At 40.2% G+C, this 16,159-nt stretch carries 13 protein-coding genes and 1 pseudogene; 4 read left to right on the top strand and 10 right to left on the bottom strand.

Features of this window, described 5'->3' with window-relative positions; genetic code table 11:
- Window positions 1–15 precede the first annotated feature (15 nt).
- From FTU75_RS00360 to acnD, 5 genes are all read right to left on the bottom strand, one after another.
- Window positions 16–435, bottom strand: a complete 420-nt coding sequence (locus tag FTU75_RS00360; protein WP_180114684.1) for a type II toxin-antitoxin system VapC family toxin — start codon at window positions 433–435, stop codon at window positions 16–18.
- Window positions 435–665: an antitoxin gene (locus tag FTU75_RS00355; RefSeq protein ID WP_180114682.1), complete on the bottom strand. Its 231-nt coding sequence runs from the start codon at window positions 663–665 to the stop codon at window positions 435–437. The genes FTU75_RS00360 and FTU75_RS00355 overlap by 1 nt, the downstream gene beginning before the upstream one ends.
- 57 nt (window positions 666–722) lie before the next feature.
- On the bottom strand, window positions 723–1,442 hold the full coding sequence (locus FTU75_RS00350) for a bifunctional 2-polyprenyl-6-hydroxyphenol methylase/3-demethylubiquinol 3-O-methyltransferase UbiG (protein ID WP_180114680.1): 720 nt from the start codon (window positions 1,440–1,442) through the stop codon (window positions 723–725).
- Window positions 1,439–2,110, bottom strand: coding sequence for a hypothetical protein (locus FTU75_RS00345; RefSeq protein ID WP_218948294.1), 672 nt, complete (start codon window positions 2,108–2,110; stop codon window positions 1,439–1,441). Before FTU75_RS00345 ends, FTU75_RS00350 begins: the two co-directional genes overlap by 4 nt.
- Before the next feature lie 63 nt (window positions 2,111–2,173).
- A complete protein-coding gene (gene acnD, locus FTU75_RS00340; protein ID WP_180114678.1) occupies window positions 2,174–4,792 on the bottom strand; it encodes a Fe/S-dependent 2-methylisocitrate dehydratase AcnD in 2,619 nt (872 codons plus the stop codon).
- Between the two features lie 591 nt (window positions 4,793–5,383).
- Between acnD and FTU75_RS00335 the strand changes: the two genes are divergently transcribed.
- From FTU75_RS00335 to FTU75_RS00325, 3 genes are all read left to right on the top strand, one after another.
- A complete protein-coding gene (locus FTU75_RS00335) occupies window positions 5,384–7,483 on the top strand; it encodes a multicopper oxidase family protein (protein WP_180114675.1) in 2,100 nt (699 codons plus the stop codon).
- Window positions 7,484–7,600: 117 nt separating this feature from the next.
- Window positions 7,601–8,332 carry a folate-binding protein YgfZ gene (locus FTU75_RS00330; RefSeq protein ID WP_257223667.1) on the top strand — a complete coding sequence of 244 codons (732 nt, stop codon included), beginning with the start codon at window positions 7,601–7,603 and terminating at the stop codon, window positions 8,330–8,332.
- 137 nt (window positions 8,333–8,469) lie between these two features.
- Window positions 8,470–8,991, top strand: a complete 522-nt coding sequence (locus FTU75_RS00325) for a hypothetical protein (protein WP_078191139.1) — start codon at window positions 8,470–8,472, stop codon at window positions 8,989–8,991.
- A gap of 89 nt (window positions 8,992–9,080) precedes the next feature.
- Here FTU75_RS00325 and FTU75_RS00320 read toward each other — a convergent pair.
- Both FTU75_RS00320 and FTU75_RS00315 read right to left on the bottom strand, forming a co-directional pair.
- Window positions 9,081–10,266: pseudogene (locus FTU75_RS00320) on the bottom strand (sorbosone dehydrogenase family protein).
- A 207-nt stretch (window positions 10,267–10,473) separates the two neighbouring features.
- Window positions 10,474–10,719 carry a hypothetical protein gene (locus tag FTU75_RS00315; protein ID WP_078191141.1) on the bottom strand — a complete coding sequence of 82 codons (246 nt, stop codon included), beginning with the start codon at window positions 10,717–10,719 and terminating at the stop codon, window positions 10,474–10,476.
- 249 nt (window positions 10,720–10,968) lie between these two features.
- Between FTU75_RS00315 and FTU75_RS00310 the strand changes: the two genes are divergently transcribed.
- Complete coding sequence (locus FTU75_RS00310) at window positions 10,969–11,775, top strand: tetratricopeptide repeat protein (protein WP_078191142.1); 807 nt, start codon at window positions 10,969–10,971, stop codon at window positions 11,773–11,775.
- A 73-nt stretch (window positions 11,776–11,848) separates the two neighbouring features.
- On the opposite strand, the gene FTU75_RS00305 is transcribed toward FTU75_RS00310, so the two are convergent.
- The 3 genes from FTU75_RS00305 to FTU75_RS00295 form a co-directional block, all read right to left on the bottom strand.
- The gene (locus FTU75_RS00305) at window positions 11,849–12,778 is read right to left on the bottom strand and encodes an AEC family transporter (RefSeq protein ID WP_180027265.1); all 930 of its coding nucleotides are present in this window, start codon (window positions 12,776–12,778) and stop codon (window positions 11,849–11,851) included.
- Between the two features lie 81 nt (window positions 12,779–12,859).
- Window positions 12,860–13,975 carry an NADH:flavin oxidoreductase/NADH oxidase gene (locus FTU75_RS00300; protein WP_180114673.1) on the bottom strand — a complete coding sequence of 372 codons (1,116 nt, stop codon included), beginning with the start codon at window positions 13,973–13,975 and terminating at the stop codon, window positions 12,860–12,862.
- Window positions 13,976–13,987: 12 nt separating this feature from the next.
- Complete coding sequence (locus tag FTU75_RS00295; protein WP_180114671.1) at window positions 13,988–16,156, bottom strand: TonB-dependent receptor; 2,169 nt, start codon at window positions 16,154–16,156, stop codon at window positions 13,988–13,990.
- Window positions 16,157–16,159 lie beyond the last annotated feature (3 nt).

Below are 16,159 nucleotides of genomic sequence, written 5' to 3'. Positions count from 1 at the left end.
GAAATTTTGGTGGGTTTACAGCGATTTGCTGAGCCAGTTTTCTACTTGCAGTTCGTCTACACGCAGAAATTCTTTTTCATTGTTTGTGACCATGACCCAATTATTTGATCGTGCATGAGCAGCTAGCCATAAATCGTTATTGCCAATTATTTCCCCCTGAAGCGCTAACTGTTTTCGAATTTGAGCATAGTGTACGGCGGTGTGTTCATCTAACTCTATAACAGGAATGATTGAAGTTAATTCATCAATCACTTTGAAAGCTTTGTCTTTCCATTGGCTTTTTTCCGCACCAAAGCGAAGTTCACCTAAAGTAATCACTGAAATAAAAATATTGCCGTCAGGTAAATGTTTTTCAAAATGCTGACGGACAATTTCGGGTTGATGCTTGGTGATATAAATACAGATATTGGTATCTAATAAATATTGTGTTGGCATTAGAACTCTTCTCGTTCTTGAGGTAGTTCATCCACTCTTGTTTCTGCATAAAAGTCGTCTGGCATTTGCGCCAAAACTTTAAATAGTTGGTCTGCTGTAACTGGTTTTTCTCGCAGTATAACCTCATCACCACGGCGGAAGATTTCTACTTCTTTGCCTTCAAAGCGAAATTCTTTGGGTAAGCGAATAGCTTGGCTGCGACCTGTCATAAAAACTTTTGCTGTAGTCATAAAGCGACTCCATCAGTTTTGATATATACCTTATGATAGGTATTTATTGAGTATTTTTCAATCAACCAATATTTTTTCTAAGTAAAAAATACAATATCTAGGTGACTGCCATAACTCTGGGTATAAAAGTTGAATTGATTCTTCTGGAAAAACCTCTTCAAGCTCAGATATTTTGAAACCAGCCTTAGAAAATTTATTAATATAGTAGCTAATTGGTCTATGAATATACGGAACTTCAACCTCGTTTGTATTATCTTGAGAAATTTTAAAAAGAGTATTTTTTTTAATTTCTTCATGATAAGAATACTCATTTTTGCTAAAAATCTTTTTATAATCATTATAAAAAAATGGATGAGGCAATGAAATTACAAGTGTGGCGTTAGGTTTTAACCTTTTAAAACTTTCCTTCAACAAACTATCAATGTCTTCCACTACATGAAAAACTAAATGAGCTAGAATAATATCAACCTCAATCGAACTCTTTAAATCGCTTATATAAAAGTTATTTAACTCTAAATATTTACAGTTTTTTAAAGTATCTTTAGCTTTTTCATACATCCCTAAAGACGGCTCTAAAGCAATATAATGTTCAAACTTTATTAAGTTTGTTAATTCTTTTGCCAAATGTCCTGTACCACAGCCAATCTCAATAATTTTTTTTTCATTGAAGTTGGATAGTTTTTCTAAGTATTTAGGCACAAACACTTTTGAAAAAGTTAGGTCTTTATTACTTTCAATTTGGAATTTCCTGATTTCACTTAAATCACACCAACTCATTTTCTTGCTAGCTCTTTAGATTTACAAATAATATCCTTTGCCATAGCTATAATTTGTGGTCCTGAATTATGATCAAAAATAGTAATTTCATGTTCGGGATGAACACCTTTAGCAATAGCAAGTTTTTCGCATCCAGTTCTATCACCATTTATAAGAGTAAATCGTGCTTCCGGTGGCAAGTTTTCATTAGTAATGATAAATATTGCACCAGCTAAACTCGACTTAATCTGAGGACTCACTTCACTAGGTGTAATAATTTCAAGCTTAATTCCGTCTTCTATTTTTTGATTTAATATTTTTAATAAATCATCATTTTTAATAAGCCATGAAACCCTATTACTAACTATCGTTGCACTTGTCCCCATTCCTATAAACTCTTGCATAAAGGCTAAAGTTTCATCGATCTTAGAATTATTTTTAATCTGTGGAATATACTTAAAACCTTTTTTTACAAATAGTATGCTAATTCCTATTATTTCAATTAAACAAAGTGTTACTAATTCTTTTAGGTACGGTAAATTAAAAAACTGTACAACTTGATTTTCATCCGAATAAATTGTTGTCCAAGTATATATAATGCCACCTATAGCTAATAAAGCAGTAAAAACCGTAATTCCCAAGAAAAAATATAATGTAATTTTAATAATTGATTGCACTTTATATTCCATAAAAAACCCCACATAAATGTAGGGTCTTTTTACAACAATATCAATAACTTTCAGATTAAAATCTTACGCCACATTCCCTTCCAAAAAGTCCTGTGCAAAACGCTGCAACACACCACCCGCTTCATACACATGCACTTCTTCTTCAGTATCCAAACGGCAAGTCACAGGCACTTTAATGATTTCATTTTTACCATCAGCAGTTGAACGCTCAACCACCAAAGTCAGGTCAGAACGCGGTGCAATATTACCAATCACGCTATAAAGCTCAGTACCATCCAGCTTCAAAGTTTTACGGTCTGTCCCTGCTTTAAACTCAAGCGGTAACACGCCCATACCCACCAAGTTAGTACGGTGAATACGCTCAAAACCTTCCGCTACAATCACTTCTACACCTGCAAGGCGCACACCTTTAGCTGCCCAGTCACGGCTCGAACCCTGACCATAGTCTTTACCTGCAATGATGATTAACGGTTGCTTTCGGTTCATGTAGGTTTCAATCGCTTCCCACATACGCATCACTTCGCCTTCCGGCTCTACACGCGCTTTTGAACCTTGCTTGATCGTACCGTCAGAGCGAACCACCATTTCATTGAACAATTTCGGGTTGGCAAATGTCGCACGCTGTGCCGTCAAATGGTCACCGCGGTGGGTTGCATAAGAGTTAAAGTCTTCTTCAGGCACGCCCATTTTATGCAGATATTCACCCGCAGCCGAATCCATCATGATCGCATTCGATGGCGATAAATGGTCTGTGGTGATGTTGTCAGGCAAGATCGCAAGCGGACGCATATTTGCAAGTGTACGCGGTGCAGCCAAAGCCCCTTCCCAATACGGCGGACGGCGGATATAAGTACTTTGCGGACGCCAGTCGTATAGTGGGCTTGCCGCTTTTTCACGCTCACCCAAGTCAAACATTGGGATATACACTTTCTTAAACTGTTCAGGCTTCACCGCTTCTTTTACCAACGCATCAATTTCAGCATCAGACGGCCAAATGTCTTTCAGGTAAATTGGATTTCCATCTTTGTCATTACCCAATGAATCGGTTTCGATATCAAAACGAATCGTCCCTGCAATGGCATATGCAACTACGAGCGGAGGCGATGCCAAGAACGCTTGTTTTGCATAAGGATGGATACGGCCGTCAAAGTTACGGTTACCTGAAAGTACCGCAGTTGCGTACAAATCACGATCAATAATTTCTTGTTGGATTTTTGGATCTAAAGCACCTGACATACCATTACACGTGGTACATGCATACGCCACGATACCAAAGCCGAGCTTTTCTAAATCACCGAGTACACCAGCTTCTTCGAGGTATAAAGCCGCAGCCTTAGAACCCGGTGCAAAAGATGATTTCACCCAAGGTTTACGCACAAGTCCTAACTCATTAGCTTTACGTGCAAGTAAGCCTGCTGCCACGGTATTACGTGGGTTAGAAGTGTTTGTACATGAGGTGATTGCTGCAATGATGATTGCGCCATCAGGCATTAAACCTTCAGCTTCTTGCGCACGTGCTGCTTCTAAGTTACCTGCAATGCCTTTCGCTTTTAAATCAGCGGTTGATACACGTGCATGTGGATTCGATGGACCTGCAATATTACGAGTGACTTTTGATAAATCAAAACGTAGTACACGCGGGTATTCTGCCGCTGTCATATCCGACGCCCAAAGACCAATTTCTTTGGCATAGGTTTCAACCAATTTCACTTGATCCGCTTCACGGCCTGTCAATGTCAGGTAATCAATGGTGTTTTGGTCAATGTAGAACATCGCAGCCGTTGCGCCATATTCAGGGGTCATATTCGAGATCGTTGCACGGTCGCCTACAGACATACTGTCTGCACCTTCACCGAAGAACTCTAAATAAGCACCGACGACACGTTCTTTACGCAAGAATTCTGTAAGCGCTAACACGATATCAGTTGCGGTGATGCCTGCTTTACGCTGACCGACAAGCTCTACACCAATGATGTCTGGCAGACGCATCCAAGACGCACGTCCCAGCATCACGTTTTCAGCTTCGAGTCCTCCGACACCGACAGAAATCACACCCAATGCATCAGTATGCGGCGTATGTGAGTCTGTACCCACGCAAGTATCAGGGAATGCTAAACCATCACGGTTTTGAATCACTGGAGACATTTTCTCCAAGTTGATTTGATGCATGATGCCGTTGCCCGCAGGGATCACATCGACATTTTCAAATGCTGTTTTGGTCCATTCAATGAAATGGAAACGGTCTTCGTTACGGCGGTCTTCAATCGCGCGGTTTTTCTCAAATGCGTCAGGGTCAAAACCGCCAAACTCTACAGCTAGAGAATGGTCAACAATCAGCTGCGTTGGAACAACAGGATTGACTTTTGACGGGTCGCCACCTTGGTCAGCAATCGCATCACGCAAGCCTGCAAGGTCAACCAATGCGGTTTGGCCTAAGATGTCATGGCACACCACACGTGCAGGGTACCAAGGGAAATCGTGGTCTTGTTTACGGTTAATCAGTTCTTTTAACGACTGTTCTAAGATTGCAGGGTCGCATTTACGAACCAACTGCTCTGCAAGGACTTTAGATGTATATGGGAGTTTTGCGTATGCGCCTGGCTGAATATCTTCTACGGCTTGGCGTACATCGAAGTATTCTAGCTGGGTGCCTTGCAGCGGTTTACGGTAGTTGTTGTTCATAGCGTTCCTGCCCTCGGTCTTTCATTTTTTTGCGTTGTCTTTTTCATAGACTATTCATCTTTGTTCGATAGGCATACTACACTGCCGAAAACCCATTTCCCAAATCTGATATATTTCATAGAGTTAAATATAAAAACAGGGGTTTTTGAAATATTTAGTTACACTAACTTTGGAATATTCGCTCTAAATGTGAATTTTTTTGAAAAATAGCTGCAAATCCGCCTCATTCTTTAGTCTAAGGAAAATTGCACTGCATAATATTTAATCTAAATATCAACCAAATTGATTAAAAATCAGTCTTATCAATTTTAGTATTTAATAATCAAGGCATTAAATTACTTCATTAGCTCATTGCGCCTTAAAGCCATAATGTGAATCAAAACACTGTTTTATTATTTATTTCATCTTAATTCTCAATTTATCCCTATTTGCAGGGATAGCGTCGAATCACCCCTCTCTCAGATAATAAAAGCACGACATACAAGCACAGTAATTCGCTGTACTCGCCAAAATAATCACAATATTTACAAAACCTTAGCTAAATAAATCAGCGACTACTGTTCTACCGTCATTATGCTTTGGGGAAAGATCATGACAAAATTTAAAACCATCATTGGGGCTGGCTGCCTCTTAAGCTGTCTCAGCTTCATTGCCTGTGGCGACAACGACCAATCAACAATAGATTCGACGACTCAAGAAGAGGAAGTAGACTCACCGACAGTCGTCTCGAATCCACCACGTTTGAAAGCCAATGCACAAGGTGAGCATGAACTGCTAATTGCCTATAAACGCCAAGCCTTATACGACCCTGAAACGGGTGAAAATGACCTATTACAGGTCAGAGGCTATCTGACTAAACCTGAACTCTGGAACTCGAAAAATAGCGATGGCAGTGTTTCGGATGTGTTGGTTGGCCCACAAATTCGTGCGAAACAAGGTGACAATTTAAAAATTCATCTGGTCAATCATCTTCCTGTTGAATCGACGGAGACCTGTCCAAGTCCAGTGACCAATATTAACCAAGGGAACTGTTTTAACACTACAAATTTACATACACATGGTCTTTGGGTTAGCCCGCAAGGAAATAGTGACAACGTATTTTTGAGCTTAAAACCTCAGCAAGATTTTCATTACGAATTTAAGATCGAACCGAATCATCCTGCGGGAACATTTTGGTATCACTCGCATGTGCATGGTTCAACCGCGATTCAGGTCTCAAGTGGCATGGCTGGCCCTTTGATTATTGAGGGAGAGCGGAAACCTGTCATTCGTCAGGGGCAAATTCAGCAGACTGGAGATTTGGACATCTTATGGAAAAATCAAAAAACCCAGCAGTATGACCATGAAAAAATCATGCTATTCCAGCAGATTCAATACAATGAAGATTGCGACAGCAATTTAAGCCAAGTGAATGGTACACCCTGCATCTATAGCTTAGAAGATTATTCAAAACTCGATATACCCACCTCATGGGCGGATGAAAATCGTTTTACCAGTATCAATGGCAAAATGTTTGGTGAAATTAAGGTGGATCAGAACCAATACCACCGCTGGCGCATGATTCACGGCGGTATCCGTGACACCATTGCTTTGACCATCAAAGAACTGCCAGATTCTACGCTCTTTACCGCAAAGCAAACCCTGAGCGAATGTCAAAAGTATCAAAGCAAGTCGATGTCTTCAGAGTTTAAAACGCTGAAAACATTACCGTTGTATACCCTTGCACAAGACGGCTTGACCATGGGGAAAATCCAAAAGCACGGGATTGAAATTTTTCAGCCGGGTTATCGCTTTGATGCCATGCTCTCCTTCCCGACCACCAATAAATACTGTGTATACGATGCCAAGCTGAATCTAGAAGATGAAATTAATGCGCCTGAATCAAGTCCGTTACTTCGTCGCGCACCAGAAGAAAAACTCAATACACAACTCCTCGGTTGGGTCAATGTGCAAGCAACTCAACTACCGCAGCAAACACCGTTTAACTTCTTAAAAAGTCAGGCCACCCAACTAAAACTGGCACCAGAAGTGATTGCACAGCTCGAACAGGGTGATTTATCAGCCTTTATCTCTCATGCGAGTTTAATGACTGCTGAAGTCGATGAAATGCTCAAAACGATGGCGAAGCAAATCACCAACTTTGACATTCTGTTCAATACAGATGGCAGCTTTAAATTTGGTATTCGTCATGCCGAAGAAGGTACCTTGATCAGCTTTGGCGATGCCTACCATGATGAAGACCATACCCACCATAGCTATGTCCGCAAGCTTCCAATCGGGCAAACTCAAGAGTGGGAGTTAAGCAGTAATGTTGCCAGTCATCCCTTCCATATTCATGTCAATCCATTCCAAGTGGTGAAAATATTGAATGAAAATGGTGTCGATGTCAGTGCGATCGGCAGCTCAGATAAAGATGGTGCAGGAAATATTGACTCGCAATATCATGGAATGAAAGGCGTTTGGAAAGATACGCTCTTCGTCAAACAGGGCTATAAAATCTTTGTACGCAGTAAATACGAAAAATTTGAAGGCGACTTTGTGCTGCACTGCCATATTTTAGACCATGAAGATCAAGGCATGATGGAAACCGTGCGTATTTGTGGCGATCAATATGATTGTAATAGTGAACCGCCTTCGCATCATTCCACTATGGATATGACTGCAAGCGATATGCCGACACACAATCACTAAGACAGATCTCTGCTGTACAAAAGCCCATATCAATATGGGCTTTTTGTTTGCCTAACACTGCGGCTTGCTGCAAAATAACATGATTAATGATATCTAAAATTTATACTGAGGCTGGTCATGACAACGTCTATGGCATTCACATCTTTTTCTCTCAACGGTGTCGATGCACAAAAATTTCTACAAGGGCAAGTGACTTTGCATGTTGAACGCCTTGAAGAAAATGCAACACGTTATACCGCAATCTGCGACCTCAAAGGCCGTATTCATTTTGGTTTATGGCTTACCAAACACAGCGCTGAAAGTTTTGTGATTGTGACGACACAAGATCAAGCCGAAGAATTTGCCAAACATATTAAAAAATATGGTGCATTTTCTAAGATGAAACTTGAAGAAACTGGTACAGTTTTTCCAAGTTTAGTCGGTGATGACACGACTTTTGCTTCAGCGCCGACGGATATTGCAGCATGGGAAGTTCAAGCCATTCAAGCGGGTCAGGCCTATATTGACCAAGCGATTGAACATGTGTTCCAACCGCAAGAGTTACGTCTACATCAGCGTGAAGGCGTCCACTATGACAAAGGCTGTTATTTGGGTCAGGAAGTGATTGCACGTTTATGGTTTAAAGCCAAACCGAAAGCTTGGCTGCATGCGATTTCAGGTACAGGCGCTGCTCCTGCACAAGGCGAACAGCTGAATAAAGGCGTACAAGTCGTCAATAGCGCGGCTGTAGATAATGGTTATGTGGCTTTAGTGGTTGCTCGTCCAGAAGCTTTAGAAGAGTTAGATGTGACAGTTTTAGCCTTGCCTGAAGCATTGAATGGTGATGTGGCACGTCCGCAGTCAGCTTAGATAAATTCAGAAGATAGCTACATTTAGCTATCTTCTTTTACAATAAATCTAAGTTTTAAATTTTAAAATTCATCATGTTAATTTGACTATTTTTAAACTAAAATGCACTCCGAATTTTAACAATAAACTATATAACGATGCATCAGACACAATTTCAAGACCCAAAGCACAAGATCATTGCCCTTTATTACGGAATTTTTGCCCTTCTAGGCATGGTCATACTCGGCAATCAATTGCTTTCAATTCAGCTATCTCTACTTGTTTTGATTATTATTCTTGTACTGTATGCCCAACTCTTTTTCATGCTAATGGGCGCTATCAAATATTGGAAAAGAGATGTTCTAGGCTTGAAAATACTGTTTTGGATCAGCTTAAGCCTTGTCCCGATTATTATCACACCCTTAGTCATTTACTATCCAAAAGTAACAACTGGCTTTTTTCTCTTTATGCAAAGCTCTTTTGGCTTCAGTAGCACAGGCTTCGAGTTTCATGTTGCCTACGACACCCAACTCACCCTCTTAAATACATCTTTTTGGGGAATTGGAATCAATCTTATTGAATTTTTTCTATGGTTACGCTTTAAGAATATTGCAGCAAATAATCATATTTCGATTGCCCATTTCAAGAATGAAGACTTAGAACTGAAACGCTATGATTAGCCATTTTTGACCGTATATAAACTAGAATTCTGACATCTGGTCTGACCATCCCTAAGCACTCAAAGCCAAAGCCTAAAGACTTTGGCTTTTTAATCACTAATTTTTTCCCTCACATAATAAATCACCCCTGCCCGATCATCCGAAAAATAAAAAGATTTTTTATCGATCTTATAAATATCTGCAGGCCGCCCAATTACCGTTTTACCGAATAAAAAACCATCCATAAAGGTTTCAAGTTTTTGTCCTTTACGCATAATTGCAATTTGATAGCCATGACCAATCGCCTCATCGGTAGAGCCATGCAAGGCTACTAAAAATGCATTTTTAATGGCGGTATCAGTATGGGGGTCATCAAAATAATCAAAACCCAATGCAGATGAATGCGAAGGGAAATAAGCATAGGGCGATGGAACATTTTTACAGCCAGATGCACGTTTAAATTTAGGGTCCGCCAAGACATTGCCCAGCCATGAATAACATGCGAGCCAACCATAATCGACATCCTGTTTTAGCGCATAAAAAGTTTCATTTGGCTTTTTACGTCCCAAATGATCAGAACCTTGATTGGTCGCAAAATAGAAATCTACCGATCCATTTTAATCCAACTGCATTACGCAAACCTGTCGCATAAAACTTTTGCTCTGAACCATCAGGATTCATCTCGATGACTGAAGCCCGTACTTTTTCTTTCTCTACACAGGCATTACAACTCGAACCGACAGATACATAAACTTTTCCATTTCCACCAATAGCAATCGTCCGTGTCAGGTGCCAACCGCCGTATTTATAACTCAAACCATAATCTGGAAATGTCGCTAAAACTTCAGCCTTACTCGAAGGCTGAGTTTCTACTTTGTTGAATTTTTGCCGTGTCAGTCGATGCGTTTCCGCCAAATAGAGCCAATCCTGTCCTTGAGCATCGGTATAAAACTGAACTGAATTTGGATTTCTCAAACCAGTCAAATAAGGAATGATTTTGCCAAATTTACCTGTGTCAGCATTCCAATCATCCAATATATACACAGTACCTTTTTTATTATCTATTAGATCATACATATCCGTGACAAACATTCTGCGATCAGGCGCTTGCGAAAAAAAGCGTACCCGTTTGAGACCTTCAGCAGCAGGAATGATCTCGAAATTTGCAGGCAAATTTAATGAAAACTGCTTGCCATTTTTTAAATGGATTGGATGCGGTACAAGTTTGGGTTGTTGAGCCCAACTGGTCATTGAACAGACGAAACCAAGGATCAAGATGGCGCTTATTTTTATCATATTTAAATACATCTCAATGAATCATGTATATCTATATTCATCATAGATACCTTGTATCTATTTTATTCAATTTTTATTTTTATAAAATATTATACTTTTGAAAATTAAAGTTTTTTTAAATCACATACGCTGTTGCAGTACACAACAAACAAAAATAAGGAGGAATTTATTCCCCCTCACTTCTTCGTTTTTAAATTATGATTTTAATCAAAATCCATGAAATAACTTATTCATATCTTTGCATACATATTCTTTAAAATGATAGGCGCGCGCATGTTTAGCATCAAATTTAGCTTCCAAATCGCCTTTTTTGAAAATATAAACACGATCCTCTTTACTGACTAAAAACTCTGCACCCAGTTTCATCAAAAGCGCATCAATTTTATCTTCATCTGCAATCGATTCATCTGCATTAATTTTATCGTAATTGCGTTTAATGCCTTTAATAAACATCGCGCTGCCTCAGAGAAAATAACAATGCGCGATTAAATCAGAGTCCTGCTTTTTTGCAAAGGCTTTTGATGCAATAAAGTCATGGCATTTAAAGTGCTAACGGCAATCAACATTATTTTATAAAAACGCTTTAAATCACAATTCCTCACTTTACATTTACGTAAATCTACCTATGATGTAAAAACCGACAAAAATAACCACCAAAACACATAAACGGAATTATGTGCATGATTTACAAAAGGTTTTAAGATGAAAAAAATCCTACTTGCAAGCATTTTGGCAATGAGCACTCAATTCGCTTTTGCTGAAACTAAAACAGATGCCGTCGATCCTGAATTTGCTAAAGTGGAAGCCATGGTCAAGGCCAAAGATATGAATGGCGCCTACCAAACACTGAGCAAGCTTGCAGCAAAAGGTAATGCTCAGGCCATTTATAATTTGGGCTATCTTACTCAAACAGGTCAAGGCGTAGCGAAGGATGAGAAAAAAGCCATCCAACTCTATGAACAGGCTGCAGCCAAAGGTTACCCAGTTGCTAACTATGTTTTAGGTAAAAATTATGCAACGGGCACACTGGGCTTAAAACAAGACACCAATAAGGCCAAACAATATTTAGAACGCGCATCTTCGGCTGGTTTTGATGATGCCTCCATCGACTATGCCATTTTACTTTTTGCAGAAAATAAACCTGAGTCAGATAAATTGGCGCTCAGTAAACTTGATCCGCTGATTAAAAAAGGCAACTACCCTGCGATTCATGCCAAAGCACTTTATGACATCAGTGCTGGCTTTAAAGCTAAAAATGAAAAGCCTATTCAACAAGGTCTAAATAGCATTCAAGAGTTAGCGAAAAAAGGTTATGTCCCTGCATTGATGGCAGTGGGCAATATGTTTGTAAATGGCAATATCATCCCGCAAAATTTGCCTGAAGCTAAAAAAATATTTAGCGCATTAGCCAAAGAAAATATTCCGCAAGCTAAAGAATCTTTGGCAACCGTGGATAAAATGATTGCTGAACAAGCCAAAGCGCCAAAAGCCAATGCGAAAAAGAGTTAATTGAGCATTAAAAAAAGCCCTGCACATGCAGGGCTTTTTTCATGGGTTTAAGCAAATCTTGAGCTGATCAAAATCACGCCCACCACAAACTGATTAATACGCCTGTTACGACAAATCCCAAGATGGTACTCATCAACAAAGGCGTTAAGGTCTTTTCATTTAAGCCATAAACTTGCCCAAGCATGGCAAAAATCGTCGGCATCGGCAATGCGGCAATAATCGTCCCTGCATATAACATCTCTTGGCTGACATCGGTCAAATAACGTAAGCCTAAATAAGTCAGTAAAGGCATCACCAAGTTGCTTGAAATCACCAAATAGAAGCTCTGAGCATTCACATACTTTAAGCTCATACCGACAATCCCTCCACCAATTGCAAACAGTGCCAGTGGTGAAGCCGTTTGACCTAACATCGCTAGTACATCATTGATTTGATGAGGCAAACGAATTTGGAAAATTGCAAACCCAATCCCTAGCATTACCCCTGCAAAGAGTGGATTTTTTAACAGGGTCATTAAGGTATTTTTGATGATATCGCCAATATTGGCTTTTTGCTGTGAACTTCCTAATTGTGCAAGGACCAGCACCGTTGGAATCAGCAGCACACTTTCAATGATGACGATTAATGAGGTATAGGTCATCGCATTTTGACCGACCAATAAGCTTAGGACTGCAGTGCCAATTAAGCCTGTATTTGACATGCCAGCGCCTAATGACAGTACCGCTGTTTGCGACATATTATTTTTAAAATGTGTCGACAATAGCCAATAGGCCATGCCATACAGTAAAAAAGTGACTCCGGTATAAACAAAGAAATAGCCGGGATACCAAATTTGATGCAAATCTTTAGAAGCTAATGACTGAAAAAACAAAGCCGGCAGTGCAATCTTAATCACAAATGCACCAATGGTTCCAACTTGTTCTTTGCTCAATAAACTACATTTTACAGACAGATATCCCAAGGCCAAAAGAAAAAAGATTGGACCAATCACCTCAAAGACCATACGAAATACCCTGTGTAATAGACTCTTCTATCCACACCCTCAACCTGAGAGTGTAGATAGGACCGCTATAAATTTTGAAAATTAGAAAGCCGTAAATTGACTTCTTTGTGCATGTGGCTGACAGCGTAAATACTGCGGAGAAATTTTTAGGTTTTCACCGAGTTCAGCAGCGGCATGCCATGGCCAACGCGGGTCATATTGAATTGCACGAGCAAGACCAATCGCATCTGCCATGCCATATTGTAAGATGCCTTCGGCTTGCATTGCTTCGGTAATTAAACCCACAGCAATTACGGGAACCTGAACGGCTTGCTTAATGGCTTCAGCAAAAGGCACTTGATAACTGGCTTGTAATTGAATTTTTTGCGCAACATCTAAGCCGCCACTAGAAACATGAATATAGGCTGTGCCTAGTTGTGCAAGCGCTTTTGACAAACCAACAGCCGAGTCTAGATCCCAACTCGGTGCTTCAGTATATTCCATCCAATCAGTTGCAGAAATACGTACCCCAATTGGATAATCTTCAGGAACGGCATTTTTCATGGCTTGGAACACTTCAAGCGTCAGCCGAATGCGATTTTCCAGACTGCCACCATATTCATCGCTACGCTGATTCGACAATGGCGACATAAATTGATGCAGCAAATAACCATGTGCGGCATGTAGCTCAATTAAGTCAAAGCCTGCATCTACCGCTCGTTTTGCTGAATCGGCAAAGTCTTGAATGATCTGCTGGATTTCATCTCGACTTAAAGCATGGGGTGCATGATCTGTGGGATTAAAGGGCAAATTACTGGCTGACACGGTTTGCCATCCTTGAGGATGATTTGGAGGTAATTGTCCACGTCCTGCCCACGGTTTATCTGTCGATGCCTTACGACCCGCATGTGCCAGTTGGATAGCAAATGGCATAGGTGAAAGTGATTTCACCTTAGCCAATAGTGCCTTCATCTGTGCGCGTTGCATATCATTCCAAAGGCCGAGGTCTGCATAGCTAATGCGCCCCTCTGCCTGTACAGCTGTTGCCTCGACGATACAAAGTCCGGCACCTGACAAGGCATAATTCGCCCATTGTTGTTCATGCCAATAGCTTAACTCCCCTTGCTCATTGGCAGAATATTGACACATAGGTGCAATCACGATTCGATTAGTCAGCCCCAATGTTCCAAACTGAATTGGTTGAAATAACAACGCCACATTACTCTCCTTTTAGAAGGCTTTGGTCACACTTAATCCTGCACTCCAATTCAAACCATCAGCAGGCTCATAATAACGATAGACGCCTTGTGATCCTGATGTATTGACGATAACTGAACCCACATAGTCTTCATCAAAAAGATTATCTATTCGTGCATAGCTACGTACTTTCCAATCATTGTTTTTCCACAAATAGCCAACATTAACAGACGTCACGCTATAGCTTGGAGCTGTTTCTGAATTAGCATCATTGGCATAAATCTTGTCCATATAACGCACTTCAACACCCGCATTAAAACCAGCTTCAGGTTGCCATCCTAGCGCAGCATAAGCTTGGTTCTTTGCAATACCTGGGATGTAATTCCCCTTTTCAATTGCTAAACCATCAGAATTTGAATAGGGAGAATCAAATTTTGCATCAATATAGCTATAGCTCGCTTGTGCTGTTAAATCGTTCCAAAGTTTATGTTGCCAAGAAAACTCAATACCTTTTCTCAATGTTTGATCGGCATTTTTATAAACTGTGCGACCTGCATCACTCAGGTATGAAACAATATCATCATGCGTTTTTGTATAAAAACCTGCCAAAGTGAATAAACCATAATCATTTTGCGCCTTAAAGCCTAACTCATAGTTATCACTTGAAGATGGATCTAAATCATTATTTATTCCGCCGATGATTTGACTCGGTTCAACTGGATCTAAACGGTAGGCACTTTCTGTAAAGGTCGGTGTTTCAAAACCTTTCGCAAAACTGATATAACTCGTCAAATCAGGAGTAATTTCCCAAGATAATGCCGCTGATGGTAAAAATTTATCATACTTATTTTTACCACTATCATCACCATTAGCTAAATAGCGATCTTTAGATTCATAACGAACATTGCTATAACGCAAGCCAGTGTCTAATCGAACTGTAGGTAAAAATTGCCATGAAGCTTGTAAATAAGGATCTATATTCCAAAGGGTATTATTTTCTTCTCGGCGTAAATTTCCCTTATGACCAAAATCATAATCTGTTGCAGAAGTATTAACAGAAGTTCTTTTGAAATTTTCATAACCACGTCGTTCTTCATCCATTTGATCAACAGCCAAGCCTAAGCTAAAACGTGTATTTGGCAATAAATCCTTACCTGTCCAACGGAAATCTGCTCCATAATAATCCCTATCAAAATCAATCACCCCACCTGCATGCTCGGGATTTCTTTGCACAGTATTTGGAATACCTTGATACTGAGTGACTTCACGATGTCCTATATAACCCATTACATAAATTTCATGACGATCATTGATTGGTTTAGTCCAAGTTAAACCTGTTTGTGTTTGTTGAATCTCTTTACGTACATCATATTTCAAAACATTTGCTTGAACTTGCTTAGGATTTTCTTTCCATTCTTGTTGACTCAACCCTTGTGGATCATCGGCATTAATATCCACATGATTCACAATCCAATTGACCTTGGAACCATCATCCAAATCCCACGTCAGTTTTGCATTGCTGAGTACCTTATTTGCAGCACTATGATCACGGTAGCCATCGGTTTCAAAATAAGAAGAACTCACGACATAGCTAGGCTCATTGGCCCGTTCTGAGCCACCTTGCAGTACAATATCAGCACGACTTTTATGATGACTTCCGCCCGAATAACCAAGTTCGATCGAGTCTTTTCCTGTGCCTTGCTTGGTCGTTGTTAAGATCGCCCCACCAGATGAGTTACCGTATAAAGAGGAAAATGGCCCGCCCAGTACCTCGATATGATTTAAGCTACTCATATCGATATTTGACGTCTGTCCCTGACCATCCGGCATGGTCGCAGGGATTCCATCAACATATAAACGGATACCACGCACACCAAATGTTGAACGTGCGCCAAAGCCTCGCATAGACAGTTGCAAGTCTTGTGCATAGTTTTCACGGTTATTCAGTTGTAGTCCGGGCACACCTTTTAAGGTTTCAGACAGATTCACACCCGTATTGTTGTTATTTTCAGCCTGCTGTACACGGTATACCGATGCCGGTGTTTTTAACCATGTGGTATTGGTTCGTGGTGCTTCAATGGTAATCTCAGGAAGTAAAACAGGTTCCGTAGAACCTGTTTCTGCATACAACTGTTGGCTAATACATGCCGTCAGGCAAAGTAAATGTGTCTTAAATGATGTGACGTTAAATTTACTTTGCATAGA

This window comes from Acinetobacter sp. YH12140, from assembly GCF_013418475.1.
GTDB lineage: Bacteria > Pseudomonadota > Gammaproteobacteria > Pseudomonadales > Moraxellaceae > Acinetobacter > Acinetobacter amyesii.
Note: the sequence above shows the minus strand (reverse complement) of the source record. Positions and strands in the feature narration are given on the sequence as shown.

Excerpts from the sequence above, each read along its gene's own strand:
- FTU75_RS00360 (WP_180114684.1), bottom strand. The coding sequence starts at position 435 with ATGCCAACACAATATTTATTAGATACCAATATCTGTATTTATATCACC.
- FTU75_RS00355 (WP_180114682.1), bottom strand. The coding sequence starts at position 665 with ATGACTACAGCAAAAGTTTTTATGACAGGTCGCAGCCAAGCTATTCGC.
- FTU75_RS00350 (WP_180114680.1), bottom strand. The coding sequence starts at position 1,442 with ATGAGTTGGTGTGATTTAAGTGAAATCAGGAAATTCCAAATTGAAAGT.
- FTU75_RS00345 (WP_218948294.1), bottom strand. The coding sequence starts at position 2,110 with ATGGAATATAAAGTGCAATCAATTATTAAAATTACATTATATTTTTTC.
- acnD (WP_180114678.1), bottom strand. The coding sequence starts at position 4,792 with ATGAACAACAACTACCGTAAACCGCTGCAAGGCACCCAGCTAGAATAC.
- FTU75_RS00335 (WP_180114675.1), top strand. The coding sequence starts at position 5,384 with ATGACAAAATTTAAAACCATCATTGGGGCTGGCTGCCTCTTAAGCTGT.
- FTU75_RS00330 (WP_257223667.1), top strand. The coding sequence starts at position 7,601 with ATGACAACGTCTATGGCATTCACATCTTTTTCTCTCAACGGTGTCGAT.
- FTU75_RS00325 (WP_078191139.1), top strand. The coding sequence starts at position 8,470 with ATGCATCAGACACAATTTCAAGACCCAAAGCACAAGATCATTGCCCTT.
- FTU75_RS00315 (WP_078191141.1), bottom strand. The coding sequence starts at position 10,719 with ATGTTTATTAAAGGCATTAAACGCAATTACGATAAAATTAATGCAGAT.
- FTU75_RS00310 (WP_078191142.1), top strand. The coding sequence starts at position 10,969 with ATGAAAAAAATCCTACTTGCAAGCATTTTGGCAATGAGCACTCAATTC.
- FTU75_RS00305 (WP_180027265.1), bottom strand. The coding sequence starts at position 12,778 with ATGGTCTTTGAGGTGATTGGTCCAATCTTTTTTCTTTTGGCCTTGGGA.
- FTU75_RS00295 (WP_180114671.1), bottom strand. The coding sequence starts at position 16,156 with ATGCAAAGTAAATTTAACGTCACATCATTTAAGACACATTTACTTTGC.